The sequence below is a fragment of the Jiangella asiatica genome (assembly GCF_004349065.1).
Taxonomy (GTDB): domain Bacteria; phylum Actinomycetota; class Actinomycetes; order Jiangellales; family Jiangellaceae; genus Jiangella; species Jiangella asiatica.
On the sequence record NZ_SMKZ01000044.1, the window covers coordinates 37,334 to 57,673 of the forward strand.

General features: G+C 72.7%; 23 protein-coding genes. 13 read left to right on the forward strand and 10 right to left on the reverse strand.

Annotated features, from left to right (window positions below):
* Positions 1-21 precede the first annotated feature (21 nt).
* A complete protein-coding gene (locus E1269_RS23960; RefSeq protein WP_131899295.1) occupies positions 22-1,392 on the forward strand; it encodes a hypothetical protein in 1,371 nt (456 codons plus the stop codon).
* Here E1269_RS23960 and E1269_RS23965 read toward each other — a convergent pair.
* The 3 genes from E1269_RS23965 to E1269_RS23975 are packed head-to-tail and all read right to left on the reverse strand — an operon-like array spanning position 1,379 to position 3,308.
* Entirely contained in the window at positions 1,379-1,987 is a 609-nt protein-coding gene (locus E1269_RS23965) for a hypothetical protein (RefSeq protein ID WP_131899297.1), read from the reverse strand. The genes E1269_RS23960 and E1269_RS23965 overlap by 14 nt on opposite strands.
* On the reverse strand, positions 1,984-2,634 hold the full coding sequence (locus E1269_RS23970; RefSeq protein ID WP_131899299.1) for a hypothetical protein: 651 nt from the start codon (positions 2,632-2,634) through the stop codon (positions 1,984-1,986). Before E1269_RS23970 ends, E1269_RS23965 begins: the two co-directional genes overlap by 4 nt.
* Positions 2,631-3,308 carry a hypothetical protein gene (locus E1269_RS23975; protein ID WP_162606603.1) on the reverse strand — a complete coding sequence of 226 codons (678 nt, stop codon included), beginning with the start codon at positions 3,306-3,308 and terminating at the stop codon, positions 2,631-2,633. The genes E1269_RS23970 and E1269_RS23975 overlap by 4 nt, the downstream gene beginning before the upstream one ends.
* A 189-nt stretch (positions 3,309-3,497) precedes the next feature.
* Between E1269_RS23975 and E1269_RS33560 the strand changes: the two genes are divergently transcribed.
* The 3 genes from E1269_RS33560 to E1269_RS23990 all read left to right on the forward strand — a co-directional run bounded on the left by E1269_RS33560 (position 3,498) and on the right by E1269_RS23990 (position 5,766).
* Complete coding sequence (locus E1269_RS33560; protein WP_239001009.1) at positions 3,498-3,680, forward strand: hypothetical protein; 183 nt, start codon at positions 3,498-3,500, stop codon at positions 3,678-3,680.
* Positions 3,681-4,123: 443 nt separating this feature from the next.
* The gene (locus E1269_RS23985; RefSeq protein ID WP_131899303.1) at positions 4,124-4,678 is read left to right on the forward strand and encodes an RNA polymerase sigma factor; all 555 of its coding nucleotides are present in this window, start codon (positions 4,124-4,126) and stop codon (positions 4,676-4,678) included.
* Complete coding sequence (locus tag E1269_RS23990; RefSeq protein WP_131899305.1) at positions 4,675-5,766, forward strand: hypothetical protein; 1,092 nt, start codon at positions 4,675-4,677, stop codon at positions 5,764-5,766. The genes E1269_RS23985 and E1269_RS23990 overlap by 4 nt, the downstream gene beginning before the upstream one ends.
* 26 nt (positions 5,767-5,792) lie before the next feature.
* Here E1269_RS23990 and E1269_RS23995 read toward each other — a convergent pair whose 3' ends face one another.
* Positions 5,793-6,692 carry an LLM class flavin-dependent oxidoreductase gene (locus tag E1269_RS23995; protein WP_131899307.1) on the reverse strand — a complete coding sequence of 300 codons (900 nt, stop codon included), beginning with the start codon at positions 6,690-6,692 and terminating at the stop codon, positions 5,793-5,795.
* A complete protein-coding gene (locus tag E1269_RS24000; protein ID WP_131899309.1) occupies positions 6,689-8,989 on the reverse strand; it encodes an LLM class flavin-dependent oxidoreductase in 2,301 nt (766 codons plus the stop codon). Before E1269_RS24000 ends, E1269_RS23995 begins: the two co-directional genes overlap by 4 nt.
* Positions 8,990-9,172: 183 nt before the next feature.
* Between E1269_RS24000 and E1269_RS32480 the strand changes: the two genes are divergently transcribed.
* Positions 9,173-9,412 carry a hypothetical protein gene (locus E1269_RS32480; protein ID WP_162606604.1) on the forward strand — a complete coding sequence of 80 codons (240 nt, stop codon included), beginning with the start codon at positions 9,173-9,175 and terminating at the stop codon, positions 9,410-9,412.
* Positions 9,413-9,431: 19 nt separating this feature from the next.
* On the opposite strand, the gene E1269_RS24010 is transcribed toward E1269_RS32480, so the two are convergent.
* Complete coding sequence (locus E1269_RS24010) at positions 9,432-10,130, reverse strand: GntR family transcriptional regulator (RefSeq protein ID WP_162606605.1); 699 nt, start codon at positions 10,128-10,130, stop codon at positions 9,432-9,434.
* A 74-nt stretch (positions 10,131-10,204) separates the two neighbouring features.
* On the opposite strand from E1269_RS24010, the gene manD reads away from it, so the two are divergent.
* Positions 10,205-11,443 carry a D-mannonate dehydratase ManD gene (gene manD / locus E1269_RS24015; protein ID WP_131899313.1) on the forward strand — a complete coding sequence of 413 codons (1,239 nt, stop codon included), beginning with the start codon at positions 10,205-10,207 and terminating at the stop codon, positions 11,441-11,443.
* Between the two features lie 121 nt (positions 11,444-11,564).
* Complete coding sequence (locus tag E1269_RS33920) at positions 11,565-11,873, forward strand: helix-turn-helix domain-containing protein (RefSeq protein ID WP_131899343.1); 309 nt, start codon at positions 11,565-11,567, stop codon at positions 11,871-11,873.
* A 65-nt stretch (positions 11,874-11,938) separates the two neighbouring features.
* Here E1269_RS33920 and E1269_RS24025 read toward each other — a convergent pair whose 3' ends face one another.
* On the reverse strand, positions 11,939-12,556 hold the full coding sequence (locus tag E1269_RS24025; RefSeq protein ID WP_131899315.1) for a ClpP family protease: 618 nt from the start codon (positions 12,554-12,556) through the stop codon (positions 11,939-11,941).
* Entirely contained in the window at positions 12,553-13,176 is a 624-nt protein-coding gene (locus tag E1269_RS24030) for a ClpP family protease (RefSeq protein ID WP_131899317.1), read from the reverse strand. Before E1269_RS24030 ends, E1269_RS24025 begins: the two co-directional genes overlap by 4 nt.
* 167 nt (positions 13,177-13,343) lie before the next feature.
* Between E1269_RS24030 and E1269_RS24035 the strand changes: the two genes are divergently transcribed.
* Positions 13,344-13,550 (forward strand): DUF1918 domain-containing protein, encoded by a 207-nt coding sequence (locus E1269_RS24035; RefSeq protein ID WP_131899319.1) that lies wholly within the window; start codon positions 13,344-13,346, stop codon positions 13,548-13,550.
* Here E1269_RS24035 and E1269_RS24040 read toward each other — a convergent pair.
* Positions 13,483-14,397: an EamA family transporter gene (locus E1269_RS24040; RefSeq protein WP_131899321.1), complete on the reverse strand. Its 915-nt coding sequence runs from the start codon at positions 14,395-14,397 to the stop codon at positions 13,483-13,485. The genes E1269_RS24035 and E1269_RS24040 overlap by 68 nt on opposite strands.
* Positions 14,398-14,462: 65 nt before the next feature.
* Between E1269_RS24040 and E1269_RS24045 the strand changes: the two genes are divergently transcribed.
* Together E1269_RS24045 and E1269_RS24050 are read left to right on the forward strand one after the other, a co-directional pair.
* The gene (locus E1269_RS24045; RefSeq protein WP_131899323.1) at positions 14,463-15,068 is read left to right on the forward strand and encodes a CGNR zinc finger domain-containing protein; all 606 of its coding nucleotides are present in this window, start codon (positions 14,463-14,465) and stop codon (positions 15,066-15,068) included.
* 147 nt (positions 15,069-15,215) lie between these two features.
* Positions 15,216-16,385, forward strand: coding sequence for a Cmx/CmrA family chloramphenicol efflux MFS transporter (locus E1269_RS24050; RefSeq protein WP_131899325.1), 1,170 nt, complete (start codon positions 15,216-15,218; stop codon positions 16,383-16,385).
* Here the strand turns inward: E1269_RS24050 and E1269_RS24055 are convergent.
* Positions 16,351-17,073 (reverse strand): IclR family transcriptional regulator, encoded by a 723-nt coding sequence (locus tag E1269_RS24055; protein ID WP_131899327.1) that lies wholly within the window; start codon positions 17,071-17,073, stop codon positions 16,351-16,353. The genes E1269_RS24050 and E1269_RS24055 overlap by 35 nt on opposite strands.
* 80 nt (positions 17,074-17,153) lie before the next feature.
* Here E1269_RS24055 and leuC point away from each other — a divergent pair, with 80 nt between their 5' ends.
* The 3 genes from leuC to E1269_RS24070 all read left to right on the forward strand — a co-directional run.
* Positions 17,154-18,578 carry a 3-isopropylmalate dehydratase large subunit gene (gene leuC / locus E1269_RS24060; RefSeq protein WP_131899329.1) on the forward strand — a complete coding sequence of 475 codons (1,425 nt, stop codon included), beginning with the start codon at positions 17,154-17,156 and terminating at the stop codon, positions 18,576-18,578.
* A gap of 30 nt (positions 18,579-18,608) precedes the next feature.
* Positions 18,609-19,199, forward strand: a complete 591-nt coding sequence (gene leuD / locus E1269_RS24065) for a 3-isopropylmalate dehydratase small subunit (protein WP_131899331.1) — start codon at positions 18,609-18,611, stop codon at positions 19,197-19,199.
* Positions 19,200-19,325: 126 nt separating this feature from the next.
* Positions 19,326-20,340: HU family DNA-binding protein (locus E1269_RS24070; protein WP_203434019.1), on the forward strand; the 1,015-nt coding region annotated here is incomplete at its 3' end.

Consider the following 20,340-nt stretch of genomic DNA (forward strand, 5'->3'; position numbering starts at 1 on the left):
GACGACCCGGATGACCTCGAGATGCCCCTGACTCCCGACCTGCCGGCCGGCCGCGTGCCGGCTCGCCCTGGCCTCGCCGAGCGGCTACGTTCCGCCGTCGGCGGCACGCTCGCCGCTGCCGCCGTCGACGTCTTCGCGGTTCTGCTGCGCGCGGTCCAGCTGCTGGGCTGGCACTGGCCGGTGCTGCTGGCGGTGCTGCTCGCCGGCGAGGCCGGACGGTACGCGGCGCTGTGGGCGGCCGTCGAGCTCAGCGACGTCAACGGGACGCTCGGCGTCCTGGTCCTCGTGCTGGGGCCGCTGTCGGCGGTCGCGGCACTGATCATCGCGCTGCACACGCTGCGCGACTCGCTGCCGTCGCTTCGTGCGATGACCGGCGACGACGGCGGCGGCTCGCGGCCGCGCGTGCTCAACGTCCTCGGCAGCGTCATGGTGCCGTTCCTGGCCATCTACGCCTCGTACGGGTTCCTGGACGAGGACGTGTTCCGGTTCATCAACGCCGCCGTCACCGACGAGCTGTTCGACGTCGACGTGCTGCTCGGCACTGACGGGATCGACGTCAACCGGACGGCTCTGGCCACCGGCTGGATGGCGATGGTCGTGGTCGCGATCGCGCTGGTGCTCCGTTACGGCCTGGGCATCCTCGGCCAGCGGCGAAACATCCGCGGGCTGGCCTGGGTCGCGGCCTACGTCGAGGTGGTCTGGCTGGTCACGCTGGCGCGTGTCCTGGCCACGCACCAGGAGGCCGCCCTCAACTGGGTCCAGGACCGCGCGGCGCTGCAGGCCGTCGCGGACTTCTGGAAGTCCGCCGTGTCGTTCGCCGGCCCGGTGGGGCAGGCCGTCGACACCGCCAGCCGCTGGCTGTTTGAGCTGCTCGCCTCGGCCGACGCGCTGCTGGTGATCCCGGTGGCGTGGCTGACCGTCGGCGCCGTCGTCTACGGGCAGCAGCTGCGCGAGCCGGCGCGCCGGCCCCCGTCGCACCGGCGGGTGCGCGGCAACGCCATCAGCGCGCGCATCGGCGGGCACCGGCTGGCCGGCTCGCGGCTGGCGGAGTCGCAGCACGTCCGCGAGGTCGGCAACCAGCTGACCGGCGGCCTCGGCGACCGCTTCGGTGCGTTGGCGAAGGCGCTGCGCCGGCTGGCCGTGGCGGGCCTGGCGCCCATGCTGCTGTTCGCGCTGGCGTTCGTCATCGCGCAGCGGCTGGAGAACGCGGTCGACCTGGCCTGGCGCGAGCTGCTCGGGCCGATGCCGCTCAGCACGTACCTCGCCTTCGCGCCGCACACCGGGATGATCTCGCACGTCATCGGCACCACCGCCGTCGTGTGCCTGCTCGGCGCCGCCATCGACCGGGTGCTCGACCGTGGTCGCCAGGCGGCCGGCGTCACGACGCGCTGAACAGGATGCCCCGCGGCGGGCCCCAGGTCAGCAGCACCTCGGTGACCTCGACGCCGTCCGGCAGCAACACGACCGGGCTGACCTGCCACTCGTCCGGCCGGCGCGGGCCGGTGTCGGTTTCGAGCCCTTCGATCAGGTCGAGCTCCGGGCCGCGGGCATCCGGCGGCACGCACGGCGACGTCGCCTGGCTGATCGACGGCGACGTGGACTCGTAGGCGTACTCGGTGCCCTCGGCATCACGCACCCGCAGCTCACAACCGGTCAGCGGGACGTCGGGCTCGGCCGCCAGCTCGAGGTCGACGGCGACCGCGTGGACGCCGTCGGGCAGGGTCAGCTCGTCCTCCGCGCCGAACGGCACCTCGGCCGGGCGCAGCCCGGTCAGCCGGGCCCGGACGGCGAACGGCACGTCCCCGCCGCGGTCGTACTGGCTGCCCTCGAACGCGACCCACTCGCCGGCGTCGGCATGGACCAGGTCGCGCGGGCGCTCCAGCCACCAATGGTCCTCGACGCGGTACGAGGCGGCCGCGAGCGCGGCGGCCACCGACACCGGGAGCGCGACCAGACCCCAGCGGTTGCGCCGCCACCACCCGGTCACGACGCGGCCTCCGGCCGGTCGGCGGGGTCGCCGGCGGCGGCGTCGACGGGCTCGTCGACGGGCAGCTCGTCCTCGACGGCGGCCCACGCCTGCGCGTCGGCGGCGGTGAGCCCGAGGTCGACGACGGCGACGTCGTCGTGGCGGTGGTCCTCGTCGTTGGACGGCAGCGCCACCACGAGCTCGGCGCCGGCGACGGCGTCGGCCGGCAGCTCGACGGCCGCGGTCATCCGGCGCGGGATGCCGGGCTGTGCGTTGCCGCCGGAGGTGAACGGGTTGCGCTCGACGCTGGTATCGAAGACGCGCCCGCTGGTGTCGCGGACGGCCACATACGCGATCGCCCGCGGCTCGACGGCCGCGGTGAACGTGATCGGCACCACCAGGTAGACGCCGCTGGTGACGCGGACCTGGCCGTCGGCGCTGATGCGGGTGGAGCCCTCGACCGCGCCGACCTCGACGGTGCCCCAGCGCAGCTCCAGCGGCTCACCGACCCCGCCGTGCCGCTCGAACGCGCGCGCGGCGTCCTGCTCGGCGGGCATCAGGTCCTGGACGGCACGGCCGGTCGCCAGCGCGGCGATCAGCAGCACGGCCGCGGCGGTCTGGCGGGTCAGCGGGCGGCGGGTCGTGGCGCTGCGGCGGCGCGCGGTCACGAGTCACCGTCGTCGGCGGCGTCGGTCTCGGCTTCCGGCTCCGTGACTTCGAGGTCGCCGGCCACCCGCGGCAGCGGGTCGAGCCATTCCTGGGACCGGTCGATCGAGCTCTCGCGCATGGTGTGTCCGACCAACACCAGCCGCGCCGTCGTCGGCACCTCGGCCGCGCCGTCCTGCTCCCACACGAACGCCACCTCGTACTCCAGCCCCGGCTGGATCGCGTCGAGCCGCGACCCGTCCGCCATGACGTAGGCGTCCGCGGCCGGCACCGGCTCACCGTCGTCCGGTTGTTCGCCGAACACGTCCGCGCGCACGCCGGTCACGCCGTCGAGCGTCACGCTCTCGGTCAGCATCGCGCCATGCTGCGTCTTCGGCCCGTTCGCCGACACGGTGGCGACCAGCGCCAGGACGCGGGTGTCGTCGTCGCTCTCGGAGACGCCCGGCAGCTCGTCGACCACCCGCAGGCGTCGCACCGTCACGTCGAACGGTCCGAGGTCGACGCTCTCGTCGACCACCAGCGGCTGGAGCTCGGCCGTCTTCTCCTGTGGGTCGAAGCCGCCGGCGACCAGGATGGCCAGCACGGACGCACCGGCAACGCTGCTCAACACCGTCGGCTGCCGGCGTGCGGCCCCCCGGGCCAGGCGTCGCAGACGACCACCTGCCTCGGCCATCACGGCACCAGAGTGTAAAGGCAAGTCCGACGAACCGCCTCAGGACGACCTGGTCCACGTGGCACGCCGGCCGACGCCATTGGCCTCCACTTCCCCGGTCGTCTTCAGCGAGTCCAGCGCGAGGCGGATGGTCTGGTCGCTGATGCCGGGCAAGGCGGCGCGGACGTCAGCGATGCGGAAGGTCGGCGGCGCGTGGTTGCGAAGGTAGTCGCGGACGCGCTCCTGCTTCGTCCCGCCCGATCGCGCGCGGCCGTTGCCGTCGAGGAACGGGTGGATCGTGAGCAGGTGGAGCGCGAAGAGCCCGACGACGATGACGGGGTGATGCTGCGCGGCCTGCTGTGGACCGCGTATCCGGCGATGAGCTCGTCGACGTAGTAAGGCGTCCGCGCCGCCGGTGCCGGAGTGAACCGTTGGTCCTCGTGCCGTCGGGCAGCCTGTCGACCACCAGGTTGTCCGCCTGTTCGAACTGCCCTCCGGAGGCTTCGGTGAAGGCGAACAGGAGCCGATGGAGGTGGAGCAGGAAGCCGACGTTCAACGGGCGCCATTGGTCCTGGTAGAGATAGTCCAGCGCGGCGCGGCAACCGGCGAGCTCCTGCTCGCTGCGGGTACGCAGATCGCCGGCGCGACCGGCAACGATCGCCGCCGCACGTGCACGGTTCTCGACGACCACGCCCGCGATGGCCGAGGACGCCTCGATGCTCGCTACCCGAGCGCGATCGGCAAGGCTCGTGAGCAGCCGCGGGAGCGGGACGCTGGCCGCTCTCGCGGACATGTGAAGGTGACAGAGTTCCGGAACAGAGAGGGACAGCGTGGCGATCTTGACGAGAGCACGCGGCCAGTCCGACTACCTCCTCGCTTCGCGCCGGCAGCGGTTCGAGGCCATGTTCACCTCACACTCGTCCGCGGTGCTCGCCTATGCGCTGCGGCGGGTCGAGGTGGCCGAGGACGCCGCCGACATCATCGCCGAGACGTTCCTGGTGGCGTGGCGGCGCATCGACGACGTGCCGGCCGGTGACGAGGCGCGGCTGTGGTTGTTCGGCGTGGCCCGGCGGGTCTGTGCCAACCACAGCCGCGGCGGGCACCGGCGCACCGTGCTCGCCGACCGGTTGCGCGGGCACCTAGCCACCCAGGTCCAGGAGACCGAGATCGAGGTCGAGGTCGACGACGACGTCGCCCGGGTGCGCGAGGCGATGCGGCGGCTCGACGACGGAGACCGCGAGCTGCTGGAGATGACCAGCTGGGAAGGGCTGACGCCGAGCGAGCTGGGCGCGGTGCTGGCCGTTCCGGCGTCGACCGTGCGCAGCAGGCTGCAACGGGCGCGGGCGCGGTTCAGGACGCAGCTGGAGATCGTGACGAAGGAGGAGCAGTCGTGAACGACTCGATGGACGCGCAGGTGCGGCGCACCGCCCGGATGAGCGACGAGCGGATCGCGGCGCTGGTCGGCAGCACCGCCGAGGCCGACCTGATGGGTCGGATCCTCGCCACGTCACCGGCGAACGTGCGGGAGCTGGTCGACGAGCCCGGGCTCGCCCCGGCCCCGTCGTCCGGACGGGGGCGGCTGCGGCCCACCCGTCGCCGGCTGGTGTCATTGGCGGTCGCCGCGTCGGTGGGAGCGGCCGCACTGTTCACCGTCCAGGCCGTCCAGCAGGACGAGGGCGGCCAGGTCTGGGCGGCGTACGCGGTCGAGGTGGCCGAGGGAGCCCCCCGGCTGCTCGTCGACGACGAGGACTGGTCGGTGGAGTACGCCAACGAGTTCGAGCCCGATCGCGGCAGCATGGACTTCACCGACGGCACCCACGAGCTCTGGGTGACGTGGAGCTCGACCTGGGACCTGGAGTTGATCCTGAACGACCGCCGCGACGTCGCCGTGGACGAGGAGACGGTCACCGTCGCTGGGCAGGAGGGGACCCTCCTCACCTACCCCGACGACGAGTACGCCGTCATCTGGCAACACGGGGACAACGTCGTGGAGGCCCTGACGCTGGGCGGTGTCGAGGAGTCCACCTACCGTGACCTGATCGCGTCGATCCACACCGTGGACGTCGACACCTGGCTCTCGGCCCTGCCGCAGGACGTCGTCCGGCCCGCCGACACCCAGGCCGTCCTGGCCGAGCTGCTGGCCGACATCCCGTTGCCGGACGGGTATGAGATCACGCCGCCGGCGGGGGCGGTGACCAGGCACCAGCTGGTGCACAACGTGGAGCGCGAGGCGGTCTGCGCATGGGTCACCGAGTGGGTCCGGGCGGCCGACGCCGGCGACCAGGCCGCCGTCGACGTCGCGGCCACCGCCTTGGGCGGTGCGCGCGACTGGGCCGTTCAGGACGAGGTCGAGCACCGTGACGAGGAGTTCTGGGCGAACATCGACTCGATCGTCGACGACGGCGTGCTGCCCGGCGGGCGCGAGCTCGTGATCTCCGGCGACACCGAGGTCGAGGGCTGGCAGGTCGTCTTCTGCGTCTGACCATGACCACGTTGGTGAGCGCGTGGTCAGCGGCTCCGCTCGGCGGCGACCAGCTCGCGGGTGGCCGGCGCGACCTCGGCGGCGAACAGCTCGATCGCCGCCGGGTCGTCGTCGGCCAGGATGAACGCGCTGGTTCCGTACTCGAAAGTCAGGCCGGCCAGGTCCTCGGCCCACCGCTGCGGCGGCCCGTCGAGGAACCCGCCGGCCTGTGCGGTGAAACGGCCGCCGACGTTGAGCAGTCGGCGGACGGCGGCCGGGTCCCGGCCCGCCTCCGCAGCGGCCTCGTCGATGTGCTTGTTCAAGTCGGTCAGATCGGCCGTACCACCCGGCAGGTATCCCAGCGACGGCAGCCAGCCGTCGGCCAGCCGCCCGGTCAGCGCCAGCATCCGCGGTTTGTACGCGCCGACCCAGATGCCGATGTCGTGCGCCGGGAGCGGACCGCGCTTGGCGCCGTGAAGCCGGTAGTGGTCGCCGTCGAAGCGGGCGCCGCCGCGCCGGTCCGCGGTCCAGATCTCGCGGATCACCCCGATGCCCTCGGCCAGCGCGTCCACGGCGTGCCCGGTGGACAGCCGCCGCCCGCCCATCGCCTCGACGCCGTCCCAGAAGGCGCCGGCGCCCAGACCCAGCTCGAACCGTCCGCCGCTGAGCAGGTCGAGGCTGGCGGCGGCGCGGGCCAGGACGGCCGGCTGCCGCAGCGGCAGGTTCAGCACGTTGCCGGCGACCGTCACCCGCTCGGTCCGCGAGGCGACGTAGGACAGCAGGGTCCACGTGTCGTGGAACGACGGCTGGTAGGGATGGTCCTGGAACGTGACCAGGTCCAGGCCGACACGGTCGGCGAGCACGGCGCGGTCCACCGCGTACCGGGCCGGCTGGGCGGTGGGCGTGACGAACGTCCCGAACAGCAGGTCCTGTCCGTAGTCGGTCATGCGTTCACTCCTGTTGCGCCGGCGACGGCTCTGTCGGCGTCGGCCGGCTGGATGTTGAGGTTGTCGCGGAAGAGGTTGTCCGGGTCGAGGCGCCGCTTCAGCCCGCGCAGCCGTGCCAGCGTCCGGGGCGGGTACGCGTCGGCCACCCGTTCGGGCCGCCGGTCGGTCTCGAAGCTGAGGTAGAGGCCGTCGAAGTGCTCGGCGAGGGAGTCCCAGAGCTGGTCCAGCCGCTTCCGGTCGACGCCCATCGCGATGAGGCTGAAGCCGGCGTCGCGGTGCGCATAGGCGGTCGCGTCGGGGTCGACGTCGGCGACCGCACCGCCGACGGTGCGCACCTGGAAGAAGTAGACGACGCCGCTGCGCAGCAGGTCGGCGACGGCCGCGGCGAGCTCGGGCGTGATCTCCCGGGTGAACGCCGAGCGCGTGACCGGCTCGCCGTGGCCCTGGTGGTCGCCGTCGGACGCCGTCGCCATGACGCCCGCGTACGGCGTGATGACCACCTGCTGCTGGTACAGCGGCGCGATCCGGGCGAACGGCTCCAGCTGCTCGACTATCACGTCCGGGTCGGCGGAGTCGACCACCGCCATGACCTGGGCGACGGCCGGCTGGCCGCGCCGCGGCGGTCCCATGACCAGGAACGCCGTGGTGTCGCGCGGAGCCGCCGAGGCGACCCGGCCGAACTCCTCCAGGAACGTGGCGGGGTCGCTGGCGTCGAGGGCCAGCTGCGCCCAGCCGACGTCGCCGACCTCGTCGACCTCGAACTCGAACCAGGTGACGACTCCGAGGTTCGCGCCGGCGCCGCGCACCGCCCAGAGCAGCTCCGGGTTCTCGGTGTCGCTGGCGCGCACGACCGAGCCGTCGGCGAGCACCATCTCGACCGCGCGCACGTGGTCGATGGTCAGCCCGTGCTTGCGGCCGAGGAACCCGATACCGCCCGCGGTGGCCAGGCCGCCGACGCCCACGCCGCCGTAGTCGCCGGAGCTCAGCGCCCAGCCGTACGGTCTCAGCGCGGCGGCCACCTGCTTCCAGCGCGCGCCGGCGCCGATGCGGACCCGGCGGGTGGCCTCGTCGAGCACCTCGATGCCGTCGATGAGCCCGAGGTCGATCACGATGCCGCCGTCGTTCGTGGATCGCCCGCTGATGCCGTGGCCGCCGCTGCGCACGGCCAGCGGCAGGTGCGGGTGGCGGCGGGCGAAGGCCAGCGCGTCGGCCACCTCGGCGGAGTCGCGCGGCCGCAGCACCAGGCCGGGCGCGCCGCCGCGCAGATAGGTCGAGCGCACCCGCGGGTAGGCGATGTCGCCGGGCTCCACGGCGGAGTCGGCCAGCGAGGCGGGTACGCCGGCGTAGTCGATGTCGTCGCGCCGGGCCGCCCGCGCCGCGGAGTCGCGCGGCTCCGCGGTGGGCAGAGGCGCCGGCAGCTCCCGGTCGACCGCCTCGCGCAGCGCGGGCGCGACCTCACCGGCGAACCGCGCCATCATGTCCGCGTCGTCGGTCATCAGGATGAACGTGCCGACACCCTCCTCGACCACCAGCGGCAGCAGCTCGTCGACCCACTGCTGCGGCGGTCCGTCGAGCAGGCCGCCGCGGCGCGGTGAGAACCGGCCGGCGATGTTGACCAGCCGGCGGACGTCGGCCGGCTCGCGGCCGGCTCCGGCCGCGGCCTCGTCGATGATCTTGTTGCCGGCGCGCAGGTCGCCCGGCCGCAGGTTGGGCAGCGAGACCACCCAGCCGTCGGCCTTGCGCCCGATGAGCCGCTGCATGCGCGGCCGCTGGGCGCCCAGCCAGATCGGGATCCGGTGCGCGGGCAGCGGGCCGCGCCCGGCACCGGCGGCGCGGTGATGCCGGCCGTCCACCCGCAGCGGCGTCTGGTCACCGGCGTCCAGGATGCCGCGGACGACGTCGACGGCCTCGCTCAGCGCGTCGACGGCGTCGCCGGGCGTGCGTCGAGGCCCGCCCATCGCCTCGATCGCGTCCCAGAACGCACCGGCGCCCAGTGCCAGGTCCAGCCGGCCGCCGGAGAGCAGGTCGAGGCTCGCGGCGCTGCGGGCCAGCACGGCCGGGTTGCGCAACGGCACGTTCAGCACGTTGCCGGCCAGGTGCACCCGCTCGGTGCGCCCGGCCACCCACGACATCAGCGTCCAGGTGTCGAGGAACGCCGGCTGGTACGGGTGGTCCTGGAACGTCACCAGGTCGAAGCCCAGCTCCTCGCTGCGCCGCGCCAGCTCCACCGGGGTGTTCGGCGACGCGCTCACCGGGGTGACGAACGTCCCGAACCGGACCGGATGTCCGTAGTTCATCGACGGAGCTCCTCATCTTCGGTGTAGCAGATCGTCTGTGGAACAGATGATATGCCAACCCACCGATGCTTCCGCACCTTCCCATCTGCAAACCCACCACCGTCACCCCCGAAATGATCACGTTCAGCACGAGATCTCGTGGTCCACCACGCCTGTAAGCCTCGTGAGGCGCGGAGGATCCTCGTGGTGTGCGCGTGGGGCTCGGGCGGCGGCGCGACCACCATCGCCGCCCGCGACCCGCCACAGCCGTTCCAGCGGCGCCGGGCGGCACAGCGGGAACCGCCGGCCCTCGTCCAGCTCGGCGGCCTGCGGGTCGAGCGCGGCGACCGCGCGCTCGGGTTCCGGGACGAAGTTGGCGGTCAGGCCGCGGCCAGCGCTCCCGCGCCGCAACCGACGTCCAGCACCCCGGATGCCATGGGCTGACCCTGGCGCCGCCGGACGGTCAGGCATCCGACACGAAGGGAAGGAGCCGGTCCCGCGACGAGGTCAGGTGCCGGCGCATCGCCTCGGCGCCGGCTTCGGGGTCACCGTCGGCGATGGCGCGGGCGACCGTGTCGTGCTCGCGCAGCGCCGGGTCGCCCAGCTCGGCCGCCATCCGGATGCGGAACGTGCGTAGGTGGGTGCGGGTGCGGCGGAACGCGTCGGCGGCGGTCGCGTTGCCGGCGACCCGGAAGACCAGCTCGTGGAAGCGCTGGTCGTGCTCCTGCATCGCGCGGTACGTGCTGAGGTCCATGGTGCGGCCGAGGCCCGCGGGATGCGCGACCTCCTCACGCAAGCCGGCGATGTCGGCGGCCGTCGCGCGCCGGGCCGCCAGCGCCGCCGCCCACGGCTCGACGGCAAGCCTGAACTCCCACAGGTCCTCGAACTCCGCCCGGGTGATGACGGGGTTGGTGAAGTAGCCGCGCGCGCCGCGCTTGGTGACCAGCTCGTCGGCGGCCAGCCGCAGCAGAGCCTCGCGCACCGGGGTGGGCGAGACGCCGACCTGCCGCGCGATGACGTCGATGCGCAGCGGCGTCTCCGGCTCCAGCGTCAGGTCCATGATGCGGGCCTTGAGGTGCTCGTACACGACGCTGGTCAGGTCGGTGCGGCCGGTGGTGAGCCGGTCGAACTCCGGCAGCGTGGCGTCGGTGCGTGGGGCCATGACTCGTCCACTCTTCGATCGGGCCATACTCTATGCCCTATAGGGTATAGGCCGCACCGCGAGAGGATCGCCGCATGAAGATCGATGTCGCCGAGGTCGTCGTCACCAGCCCGGACCGCAACTTCGTCACGCTGCGGCTGACCACCGACGACGGGGTGGTGGGGCTGGGCGACGCGACGCTCAACGGGCGCGAGCTCGCCGTCGTCTCGTACCTGCAGGACCACGTCGTGCCGCTGCTGCTGGGCCGCGACGCCCACGCCATCGAGGACACCTGGCAGTTCCTGTACCGCGGTGCCTACTGGCGACGGGGTCCGGTCACCATGGCGGCCATCGCCGCCGTCGACGTCGCGCTGTGGGACATCAAGGCCAAGGCCGCCGGGATGCCCCTCTACCAGCTGCTGGGCGGCGCCAGCCGGCGCGGCCTGCTCGCGTACGGGCACGCCAGCGGCCGCGACATGCCGGAGCTGTTCGACTCCGTCCGGTTGCACCTGGAGCAGGGGTACCGCGCCATCCGCATCCAGTCCGGCGTGCCCGGGCTCAACGCCATCTACGGCATCGCCAGCAACGCCACCGCCATCGGCAACATCGGTGTGCGCTACGACCACGAGCCGGCCCAGCGCGCGCCATTGCCGGCGGAGGAGGACTGGGACACCCGCTCCTACCTGCGCCACCTGCCCGACGTGTTCGAGGCCGCCCGCAACGAGTTCGGCCCGGAGCTGCCGCTGCTGCACGACGCGCACCACCGGCTCACCCCGATCCAGGCCGCCAAGCTGGGCAAGGCGCTGGAGCCCTACGACCTGTTCTGGCTCGAGGACTGCACCCCGGCGGAGAACCAGGACGCGCTGCGGCTGGTTCGCCAGCACACCACCACGCCGCTGGCCATCGGCGAGATCTTCAACACCGTCTGGGACTACCAGACGCTCATCCGCGAGCAGCTCATCGACTACGTCCGCTCCGCGGTCACGCACACCGGCGGCATCACCCACCTGAAGCGCATCCTGGAGTGCGCCGCCCAGTACCAGATCAAGTCCGGCATGCACGGTCCCACCGACATCTCGCCGGTCGGCATGGCCGCGGCCATGCACCTGGGCCTGGCGCTGCACAACTTCGGCATCCAGGAGTACATGCGGCACGGGGCGCGCACCGACGCCGTCTTCCGGCAGTCGTTCACGTTCGCCGACGGCCTGCTGCATCCCGGCGACGAGCCCGGCCTCGGCGTCGCGCTCGACCTCGACGAGGCGGGGAAGTACCCGTACCAGCGGGCGTACCTGCCATTCAACCGGCTCAAGGACGGCACCGTCCACGACTGGTGAACGGCGGCGGCTGTACGCCGGCGGCGAAAGCGTCTCCCGTGCCCGGTGGGGTCGCGGCTACCGTGATCTCGTGACCCCACCCGAGGACCGCGAGCGGCCGTCGCCGCCGCTGCTGCGCACCATGCTCGGTGACGTCCTGCGTCGTACCCGCCAGGAGCAGGGACGCACGCTTGCCGACGTCGCCGGTGACGCCACGGTGTCGCTGCCGTACCTGTCAGAGCTGGAACGCGGCCGCAAGGAGGCCTCCTCGGAGGTCCTCGCCGCCATCTGCGACGCGCTGGGCGTGGAGCTGGCCGACGTGCTGGGCGCGGTCCGCCGCGACCTCGTCGACCACCGGGCCACCGTCATCCGGCTCGACGCGGTCCGCCGGCGCCCCGGCGCCCCGGAGCGCCGCCACGGCTCCGGCGACGTCCTCCTGCTCGCCGCCTGATCGGGCTCACCTGGGTGATCGACAGGGGCCGCCGCCCCTGCGGCGGCGACCCCCTGTCGATCACGTCAGCCGGCCAGCGCCTCGGCGGGTACTGGCTTGCGGCTGGTGATGATCTGGTCGGCCAGGCCGTAGGCCACCGCTTCCTGGGCGCTGAACGTCTTGTGCCGGTCGGTGTCGGCCCGGATCTTGTGCACCGGGTGGCCGGTGTGGCGGCTGAGGATCTCGTCCATCTCCGCGCGCACCTTCGCCACCTCCTTGGCCTGCACGGCGAGGTCCGGCAGGGTGCCGCGGGCCTGGCTGGACGGCTGGTGCAGCATCACCTTCGCGTGCGGCAGCACCGCCCGCCGGCCGGGCGCGCCCGCCGCCAGCAGCACCGCCGCCGTCTCCGACGCCTGGCCCATGCAGGTGGTGGCCACCGGCGGCTTGACGAACTGCATGGTGTCGTAGATCGCCGTCAGCGCGCTGTAGGTGCCGCCGGGGGAGTTGATGTAGAGCCCGATCTCCAGGTCCGGACTGGTCGCCTCCAGGTGGAGCAGCTGTGCCATGACGACGTTGGCGACGCCGTCGTCGATCGGGGTGCCGATGAAGACGATCCGCTCGGACAGCAGCCGCGAGTAGATGTCGAACGCGCGCTCGCCGGTCGGAGTCTTCTCGATGACGGTGGGGATCGTGTACTGGCTCACGCGCCCACCCCCACGCCCGGGCGCCCGGAGGTGGGGCGCACGTCGTCGACCCGCTCGACGAGGTGGTCGACGAAGCCGTACGCGAGCGCCTCGTCGGCGGTGAACCAGCGGTCGCGCTGGCTGTCCTCCTCGATGCGCTGCGGCGTCTGGCCGGTGTGTTCGGCCGTCAGCCGGGTCATCAGTGCGGACGTGCGCTCGAGCTGGCGGGAGTAGATCTCGATGTCGGCGGCGGTGCCGCCGAAGCCGGCCGAGCCCTGGTGCATCAGCACCGTCGCGTGCGGCAGGGCGTACCGCTTGCCCGGCGTCCCGGCGGACAGCAGGAACTGACCCATGCTCGCGGCCAGCCCCATCGCCAGCGTGCTGACGTCGTTGGGGATCAGCCGCATGGTGTCGTAGATGGCCAGCCCGGCGCTGACCGAGCCGCCGGGGGAGTTGATGTAGAGGCTGATGTCGCCGCGCGGGTCCTCGGCCGACAGCAGCAGCAGCTGCGCGCAGAGGCGGTTGGCGACCTGGTCGTCGACCTCGGTGCCGAGGACGATGATGCGCTGATGCAGGAGCCGGGCGGCGAGCTGGTCGTCGAGGGTCCCGACGGCGGTGGGTCCGGCGTTGGCGCTGGGCACGGTGTCTCCCGTCTGTCGAAGCGACGCCGGAATCTCCGGCCTCACCTCGATCCTTCGTCGCGCGATCGCGCCGGACCAAGGAAATCTGCTGGCAGCAGAGGCGCGCCGGCCGGCGTAGCATCGTGCGTAGCGCAGGTCCACACATCGACGTGGCGGAGGTGTGCGACATGCACGCTCGCGTGGGCGATCACATCGTCATCAAAGGACACGCCGTCGGCGAGCACGACCGTGACGGCGAGGTCATCGAGATCCGCGGCCCCGGGGGTGAGCCGCCCTATGTCGTGCGCTGGACCGGCAGCGAAGCGGTCACGGTGGTGTATCCGGGACCCGACGCCGCCATCGTGCACGGCGGCGCGCCGGGCCGGACACCGTAGCCGCCTCGCCGCCGCCTTCGCGGTGCAGGGTGACCGCGGCGACGACGAGGCCGACCCCGATCACCTCGGCCGGCGATGGGATCTGGGTGAGCACCACTATGCCGATCACCGTCGCCGTCGCCGGTAGCAGCGCCACCATCAGGGCGTACGTCGACCGCGCCAGCCTGCGCATCGCCAGCTGGTCCAGCACGTAGGGGATCACCGACGACGTGATGCCGACGCCGATCGCCGCGGCCAAGGCGACGGGATCACCGAACGCCGGGAGTGCGTCGGCGATCCCGAACGGCAGCGCCAGCACCGCCGCGATGCACATCGCCGTCGCCAGGCCGTCGATGCCGGACAGCCGCTGGTGCCGCGACACCCGGTGCGCGATCACGATGTAGCCGGTGAACAGCACCATGTTCGCCACCGCGAAGGCGAAGCCGGCTGGCGACCCGTCCAGGCTCACCTCGGCGAGGAACCCGACGCCGGTCACCGCCAGCGCGAGCGCCGCGAGGTTGCGGACGGTGCGCAGTGCGACGGCGGCGAGCAGGATCGGCCCGGCGAACTCGATGGCTGCGACGGTGCCCAGGGCGAGCTGGTCGATGGCGAGGTAGAAGCAGACGTTCATGAGCGCCAGCAACAGACCCCACGCCGCGACGGTGTGCCGCTCTGCCGTCGAGGCGGCGGCCCAGGCCCGCCACGGACGGCGCCACAGCGCGAACACCGCCGCCGCGGAGAGGATGCGCAGCCAGGCCACACCGAGCGGGTCGACCCGGGCGAAGAGCAGCACCGCGAACGCCGGCCCGAGGTAGTGGAACACCGCCGAGCCGACGAAGTACAGCTCCGGACGGATGCGCGCCGGCATGCACCTCACCCAACACCCCGGGGCACTAATGTGTCAATGGCAGTTAGACCATTAGGGTGGTTGTCATGGCGGAGCCGGTGGATCTGGACTCGGGCAGCTACGGCGGGACGTACAAGCTGATCGGCGGCGCGCGGGCGCTCGACTTCGCCAACCTGGTCAGCTACCGCGGCACCGCCCGGCAGCACGACTGGCTGGAGCCGGTCGACAACCTCGCGGTCTGGGCCGCGGCGGCCGGTCTCGAAGCCGACCTCGGGGCCGGGCCCGCCGAGCCACGGGAGCTGCGGGAGCTGCTGGCCCGCGTCTTCCTCGCCGTGGCCGACGGCGACGTGCCGGCGGGCGCGGACGTGGACCACATCGGCACCCTGGCGGCCGGCGCCTGGGCGGGTCGCCGTCTCACGTTCGACGACGACGCCGGTGTCGCCCGGTGGTCGGCGCCGGAGCCGGACCTGGCCGGAGAGCTGGCCCTGGACGCCGCGGTGCTGCTGACCTCGGAGCGGTCGCTGCGCCGGGTCCGGGCCTGCTCGGACTGCCGCTGGGTGTTCCTGGACTCCACGCGCAACCGCAGCCGCCGCTGGTGCGACCCGGCCGACTGCGGCAACCGCGTGCGCCAGCGCCGTCACTACCGCCGCGAGAAATCCCGTGGACGCCCTGGCCTGGGCGGCCTAGCCTGATCCGCGTGCGGAGCCCCGAGGCGTCCAGACAGCAGCCACCGGTCGGCCGGTGGCTGCTTCGTCGCGCCCTGACTCTCGTGCGCTGACTCCCCGCCATCGCGATCGACCACGCGTGCCCGTCGTCGATCCGCTGATCGTGGAGTTCCCGTGCCTCTCGCTGTGTACCTGCTCGCCCTGGCCGTGTTCGCCCAGGGAACCTCGGAGTTCATGCTCGCCGGCCTGGTGCCGGACATCGCCGCCGACCTGGGGGTCTCGATCCCGGCCGCCGGCTCCCTCACCTCCGGCTTCGCGCTGGGGATGATCGTCGGCGCGCCGCTGATGGCGGTGCTGAGCCTGCGCTGGTCCCGCCGCGCCGCCCTGCTCGCCTTCCTCGTCACGTTCCTGCTCGCCCACGTCGTAGGCGCGCTGACCACCAGCTACCCGGTGCTGCTCGGCACCCGGGCGGTCGCGGCGCTGGCCAACGCCGGCTTCCTGGCGGTGGCGCTGGCGACGGCGACCGCCCTGGTGGCGCCCGGCGCGACCGGCCGCGCGACCTCGGTGCTGCTCGGTGGCGTCACGGCCGCCTGCGTGGCCGGCGTGCCCGGCGGCGCGCTGCTGGGCCAGGCGTGGGGCTGGCGGTCGGCGTTCTGGGCCGTGGCGATCGCCTGCCTGCCCGCCGTCGTGGCCGTGCTGCGCTCGGTGCCGCAGCTGCGGCCGTCGCCGGCTCGGATCGGGGTGGGCGGCGAGCTGGGCGCGCTGCGTGAACGCCGCCTGCTGCTCGCCCTGGTCCTGGGCGCTCTGGTCAACGGCGCGACGTTCTGCTCCTTCACGTACCTCGCGCCGTTGGTGACGGAGGTCAGCGGCATCAGCGAGGGCTTGGTGCCGGCCGTGCTGGCGCTGTTCGGCGCCGGGTCGTTCGCCGGGGTGACGCTCGGCGGGCGGGCCGCGGACTCCGGGCGGGCCCGTCCACTGCTCGCCGGCGGCGGGGGCGCGCTGCTGGTTGGCTGGGTGGTGCTGGCCGCAGTCGCGACGGTGCCGGCGGCGGTGCTGGTGCTCGTGGTGGTCCAGGGGATGCTGTCGTTCGCCGTCGGGTCGTCGCTGATCGCGCGGGCCCTCTACGCGGCGACCCGGGCCCCGAACCTGGGTGGTGCGTTCGCGACGGCGGCGTTCAACGTGGGCGCCGCCACCGGTCCGTGGCTCGGCGGTTTCGCCATCGAGGCAGGGCTGGGCTACCGGTCCCCGGTGTGGGTCAGCGCGCTGCTGGTCCTCGCCGCCGCGGCGGTGGGTGTGGCGACGACGGCGTTCAGCCGTCCTCGGCGGTCCGCAGCACGTTCGTGAGGTGCTCGGCGGCGGCCAGCACCGCGGGCGCGTGCACCCGGCCGGGCTGGCGGGTCAGCCGCTCGATGGGTCCGGAGACGGAGACGGCGGCTACGACGCGGCCACTCGACGAGCGGATGGGCGCGGACACCGAGGCGACGCCGGGCTCGCGCTCGCCGACGCTCTGCGCCCAGCCGCGGCGGCGCACCGCGGCGAGCATGGTGGCGGTGAACCGGGCGCCCTGCAGCCCGCGGTGCATGCGCTCGGGCTCCTCCCAGGCCAGCAGCACCTGCGCGGCCGAGCCGGCGAGCATGGTGACGGTGGCGCCGACGGGGATGGTGTCGCGCAGGCCGCTGGGGCGCTCGGCCGCGGCGACACAGATGCGCTGGTCGCCCTGGCGGCGGAAGAGCTGCGTGCTCTCGCCGGTGGCCTCGCGCAGCCGCGCCAGGACGGGGCCGGCGGCGGCCAGCAGCCGGTCCTCGCCGGCCGCGGTGGCCAGCTCGCCCAGCCGCGGCCCGAGCACGAACCGGCCGTGCAGGTCGCGGGATACGAGACGGTGGTGCTCCAGCGCAACGGCGAGGCGGTGGGCCGTCGGACGGGCCAGTCCGGTGGATGCCACGAGGTTCGCGAGTGTGGCCGGGCCAGCCTCGAGAGCGGACAAGACGAGAGCTGCCTTGTCTAGAACGCCGACTCCGCTAGAGTTGTCCATGACTCGATATTGCCATCTCAACATACGAGACCGCAAGTGGTGATGCACACATCCTTGCGGACGGAGAAACGGAGCAGGTGATGGGCCAGACCCTGGCGGAGAAGGTATGGGACGCGCACGTTGTGCGTCGAGCCGAGGGTGAACCCGACCTCCTCTATATCGATCTTCATCTTGTCCATGAAGTGACCAGTCCGCAAGCCTTCGACGGGCTGCGGCTGGCCGGTCGGCCGGTCCGCCGGCCCGACCTCACCCTGGCCACCGAGGACCACAACACTCCGACGCTCGACATCGACAAGCCCATCGCCGACCTCACCAGCCGGACCCAGATCGAGACGCTGCGCCGCAACTGTCAGGAGTTCGGCGTGCGCATCCACTCCCTGGGCGACGTCGAGCAGGGCATCGTGCACGTCGTCGGCCCGCAGCTGGGGCTGACGCAGCCCGGGCTAACCGTCGTCTGCGGCGACTCACACACCTCGACGCACGGCGCGTTCGGCGCGCTCGCGTTCGGCATCGGCACGTCCGAGGTCGAGCACGTGCTGGCCACGCAGACGCTGCCGCTGCGGCCGTTCAAGACCATGGCGATCAACGTCGAGGGCCGGCTGAAGCCGGGCGTCACCGCCAAGGACATCATCCTCGCGGTCATCGCGAAGATCGGCACCGGCGGCGGCCAGGGCTACGTCCTGGAGTACCGGGGCGAGGCCATCCGGTCGCTGTCCATGGAAGCGCGGATGACCATCTGCAACATGTCCATCGAGGCCGGCGCCCGGGCCGGCATGATCGCGCCGGACGAGACGACCTTCGCCTACATCGAGGGTCGCCCGCATGCCCCGTCGGGCAAGGAGTGGGACGCCGCCCTGGAGTACTGGCGCACCCTCTACACCGACGACGACGCGGTGTTCGACACCGAGGTCACCATCGACGCCGACGCGCTCGAGCCGTTCGTCACCTGGGGCACCAATCCCGGCCAGGGCCTGCCGCTGTCCGCCGCGGTGCCCGACCCCGACACCTTCGCCGACGAGTCCGAGCGCACCGCCGCCCGCCGGGCGCTGGAGTACATGGACCTCCAGGCCGGCACGCCGCTGCGCGACATCGCCGTCGACACCGTCTTCATCGGGTCGTGCACGAACGGGCGGATCGAGGACCTCCGTGCAGCCGCCGCGGTCGTCAAAGGCCGCAAGAAGGCCGACACGGTCCGCGTCCTGGTCGTGCCGGGCTCGGCGAAGGTGCGCCTGCAGGCCGAGGCCGAAGGGCTGGACAAGGTCTTCACCGAGTTCGGCGCCGAGTGGCGGCACGCGGGCTGTTCGATGTGTCTGGGCATGAACCCCGACCAGCTGGCACCCGGCGAGCGAAGCGCGTCCACGTCCAACCGCAACTTCGAGGGCCGCCAGGGTAAGGGCGGCCGCACTCACCTGGTCAGCCCGCTCGTCGCCGCGGCCACGGGCGTCCGCGGGACGCTGTCCTCGCCGGCCGACCTCGAGCCCCTCGACCTCGAGCCGGTCGGCTGACCCCCCGGCGACCCCCAAGGAGACACCGTCATGGAGAAGTTCATCCGCCACACCGGCGTCGGGGTCCCGCTGCGCCGCAGCAACGTCGACACCGATCAGATCATCCCCGCCGTCTACCTCAAGCGCGTCACCCGCACCGGCTTCGAGGACGGCCTGTTCGCCGCCTGGCGCGGCGACGAGACCTTCGTGCTCAACCAGCCGGGCTTCGCCGCCGGCTCGGTGCTGGTTGCCGGGCCCGACTTCGGCACCGGTTCGTCGCGCGAGCACGCCGTCTGGGCCCTCAAGGACTACGGGTTCCGAGCCGTGCTGTCCTCGCGGTTCGCCGACATCTTCCGCGGCAACTCCGGCAAGCAGGGCCTGCTCACCGGCCAGCTCAACCAGGACGACATCGAGCTGATCTGGAAGGCCCTGGAGAACGCGCCCGGCACCAAGGTGAGCGTCGACCTCGACCAGCGGGTCGTGACCTGCGGCGACATCGTCGCCCCGATGCAGGTCGATGACTACACGCGGTGGCGCCTCATGGAGGGCCTGGACGACATCGGGCTCACCCAGCGCCACGTCGACGCCATCGACGACTTCGAGGCCGCCCGGCCGTCGCACAAGCCCCGCACGCTGGTGTGATCTGCGTCCCGACACGGCGAGTTCATCTGCCGTTGTCGTTGTGCACTGCTGCCGGACTGCCTAGCGTTCATGGTCTACGGCGGACGAACCTCGCCCGCCGGCGCCGGACGCCAAAAGGAGCACACGGTGGGGAAGAAGAAACTGATCGACCGCATTGCCGAGGGGTTCGACGGCAACCGCGAAGTGGCGCAGCACGCCCTCGACTCCGTCGTCGAAGGCATCACCCGCTCGCTGGCCGCGGGCGAGAAGGTCGCGATCAAGGGCTTCGGCGTCTTCGACCGCGACAAGACGAAGTCGGGCAAGAAGGGCAAACGCAAGGTCGTTCCGACCTTCAGCCCAAACAACGAGCTCAAGGACGTCGTCGCCGGGGTGAAGAAGGCGCGCACGCGCGTCATGAAGTCGCTATCGCTGGTGCCCGGCCAGGCCACCGCGGTCGCGGGGTCGGCCACCCGGTCGGTGTCGTCGGCCGCCCGCGCCGCAGCCGGCGCCGTCCGCGGCGAGTCGAAGGACGAGGCAGCCGCCGCGCCGGCCGCCAAGAAGACGACGGCCCGCAAGGTCCCGCCGACCCGCCCGGCCGCACCGAAGAAAGCCGCCGGCCCAGCCCGGAGGACGGCCGCGGTGAAGAAGGCCGCCACGAAGAAGACGACCGCGGCCACGAAGACGACCGCGGCCACGAAGACGACCGCGGCCACGTCCACGCCGGCTGCTGCGAAGAAGACGACCGCGGCGAAGAAGACGACCGCGGCGAAGAAGGCGGCCGCCGCGAAGAAGACGACCGCGTCGCCGGCGGCGACCAAGGCGGCCGCCGCGAAGAAGACGACTGCGGCGAAGAAGACGACTGCGGCGAAGAAGACGACCGCGTCGCCGGCGGCGACCAGGACGGCCGCCGCGAAGAAGACGACTGCGGCGAAGAAGACGACCGCCACCAAGGCCGCCCCGGCCACGACGACTGCGGCGAAGAAGACGACCGCGTCGCCGGCGGCGACCAAGGCGGCCGCCGCGAAGAAGACGACGGCCGCGAAGAAGACGACGGCCGCGAAGAAGACGACCGCCACCAAGGCCGCCCCGGCCACGACGACTGCGGCGAAGAAGACGACCGCGTCGCCGGCGGCGACCAAGGCGGCCGCCGCGAAGAAGACGA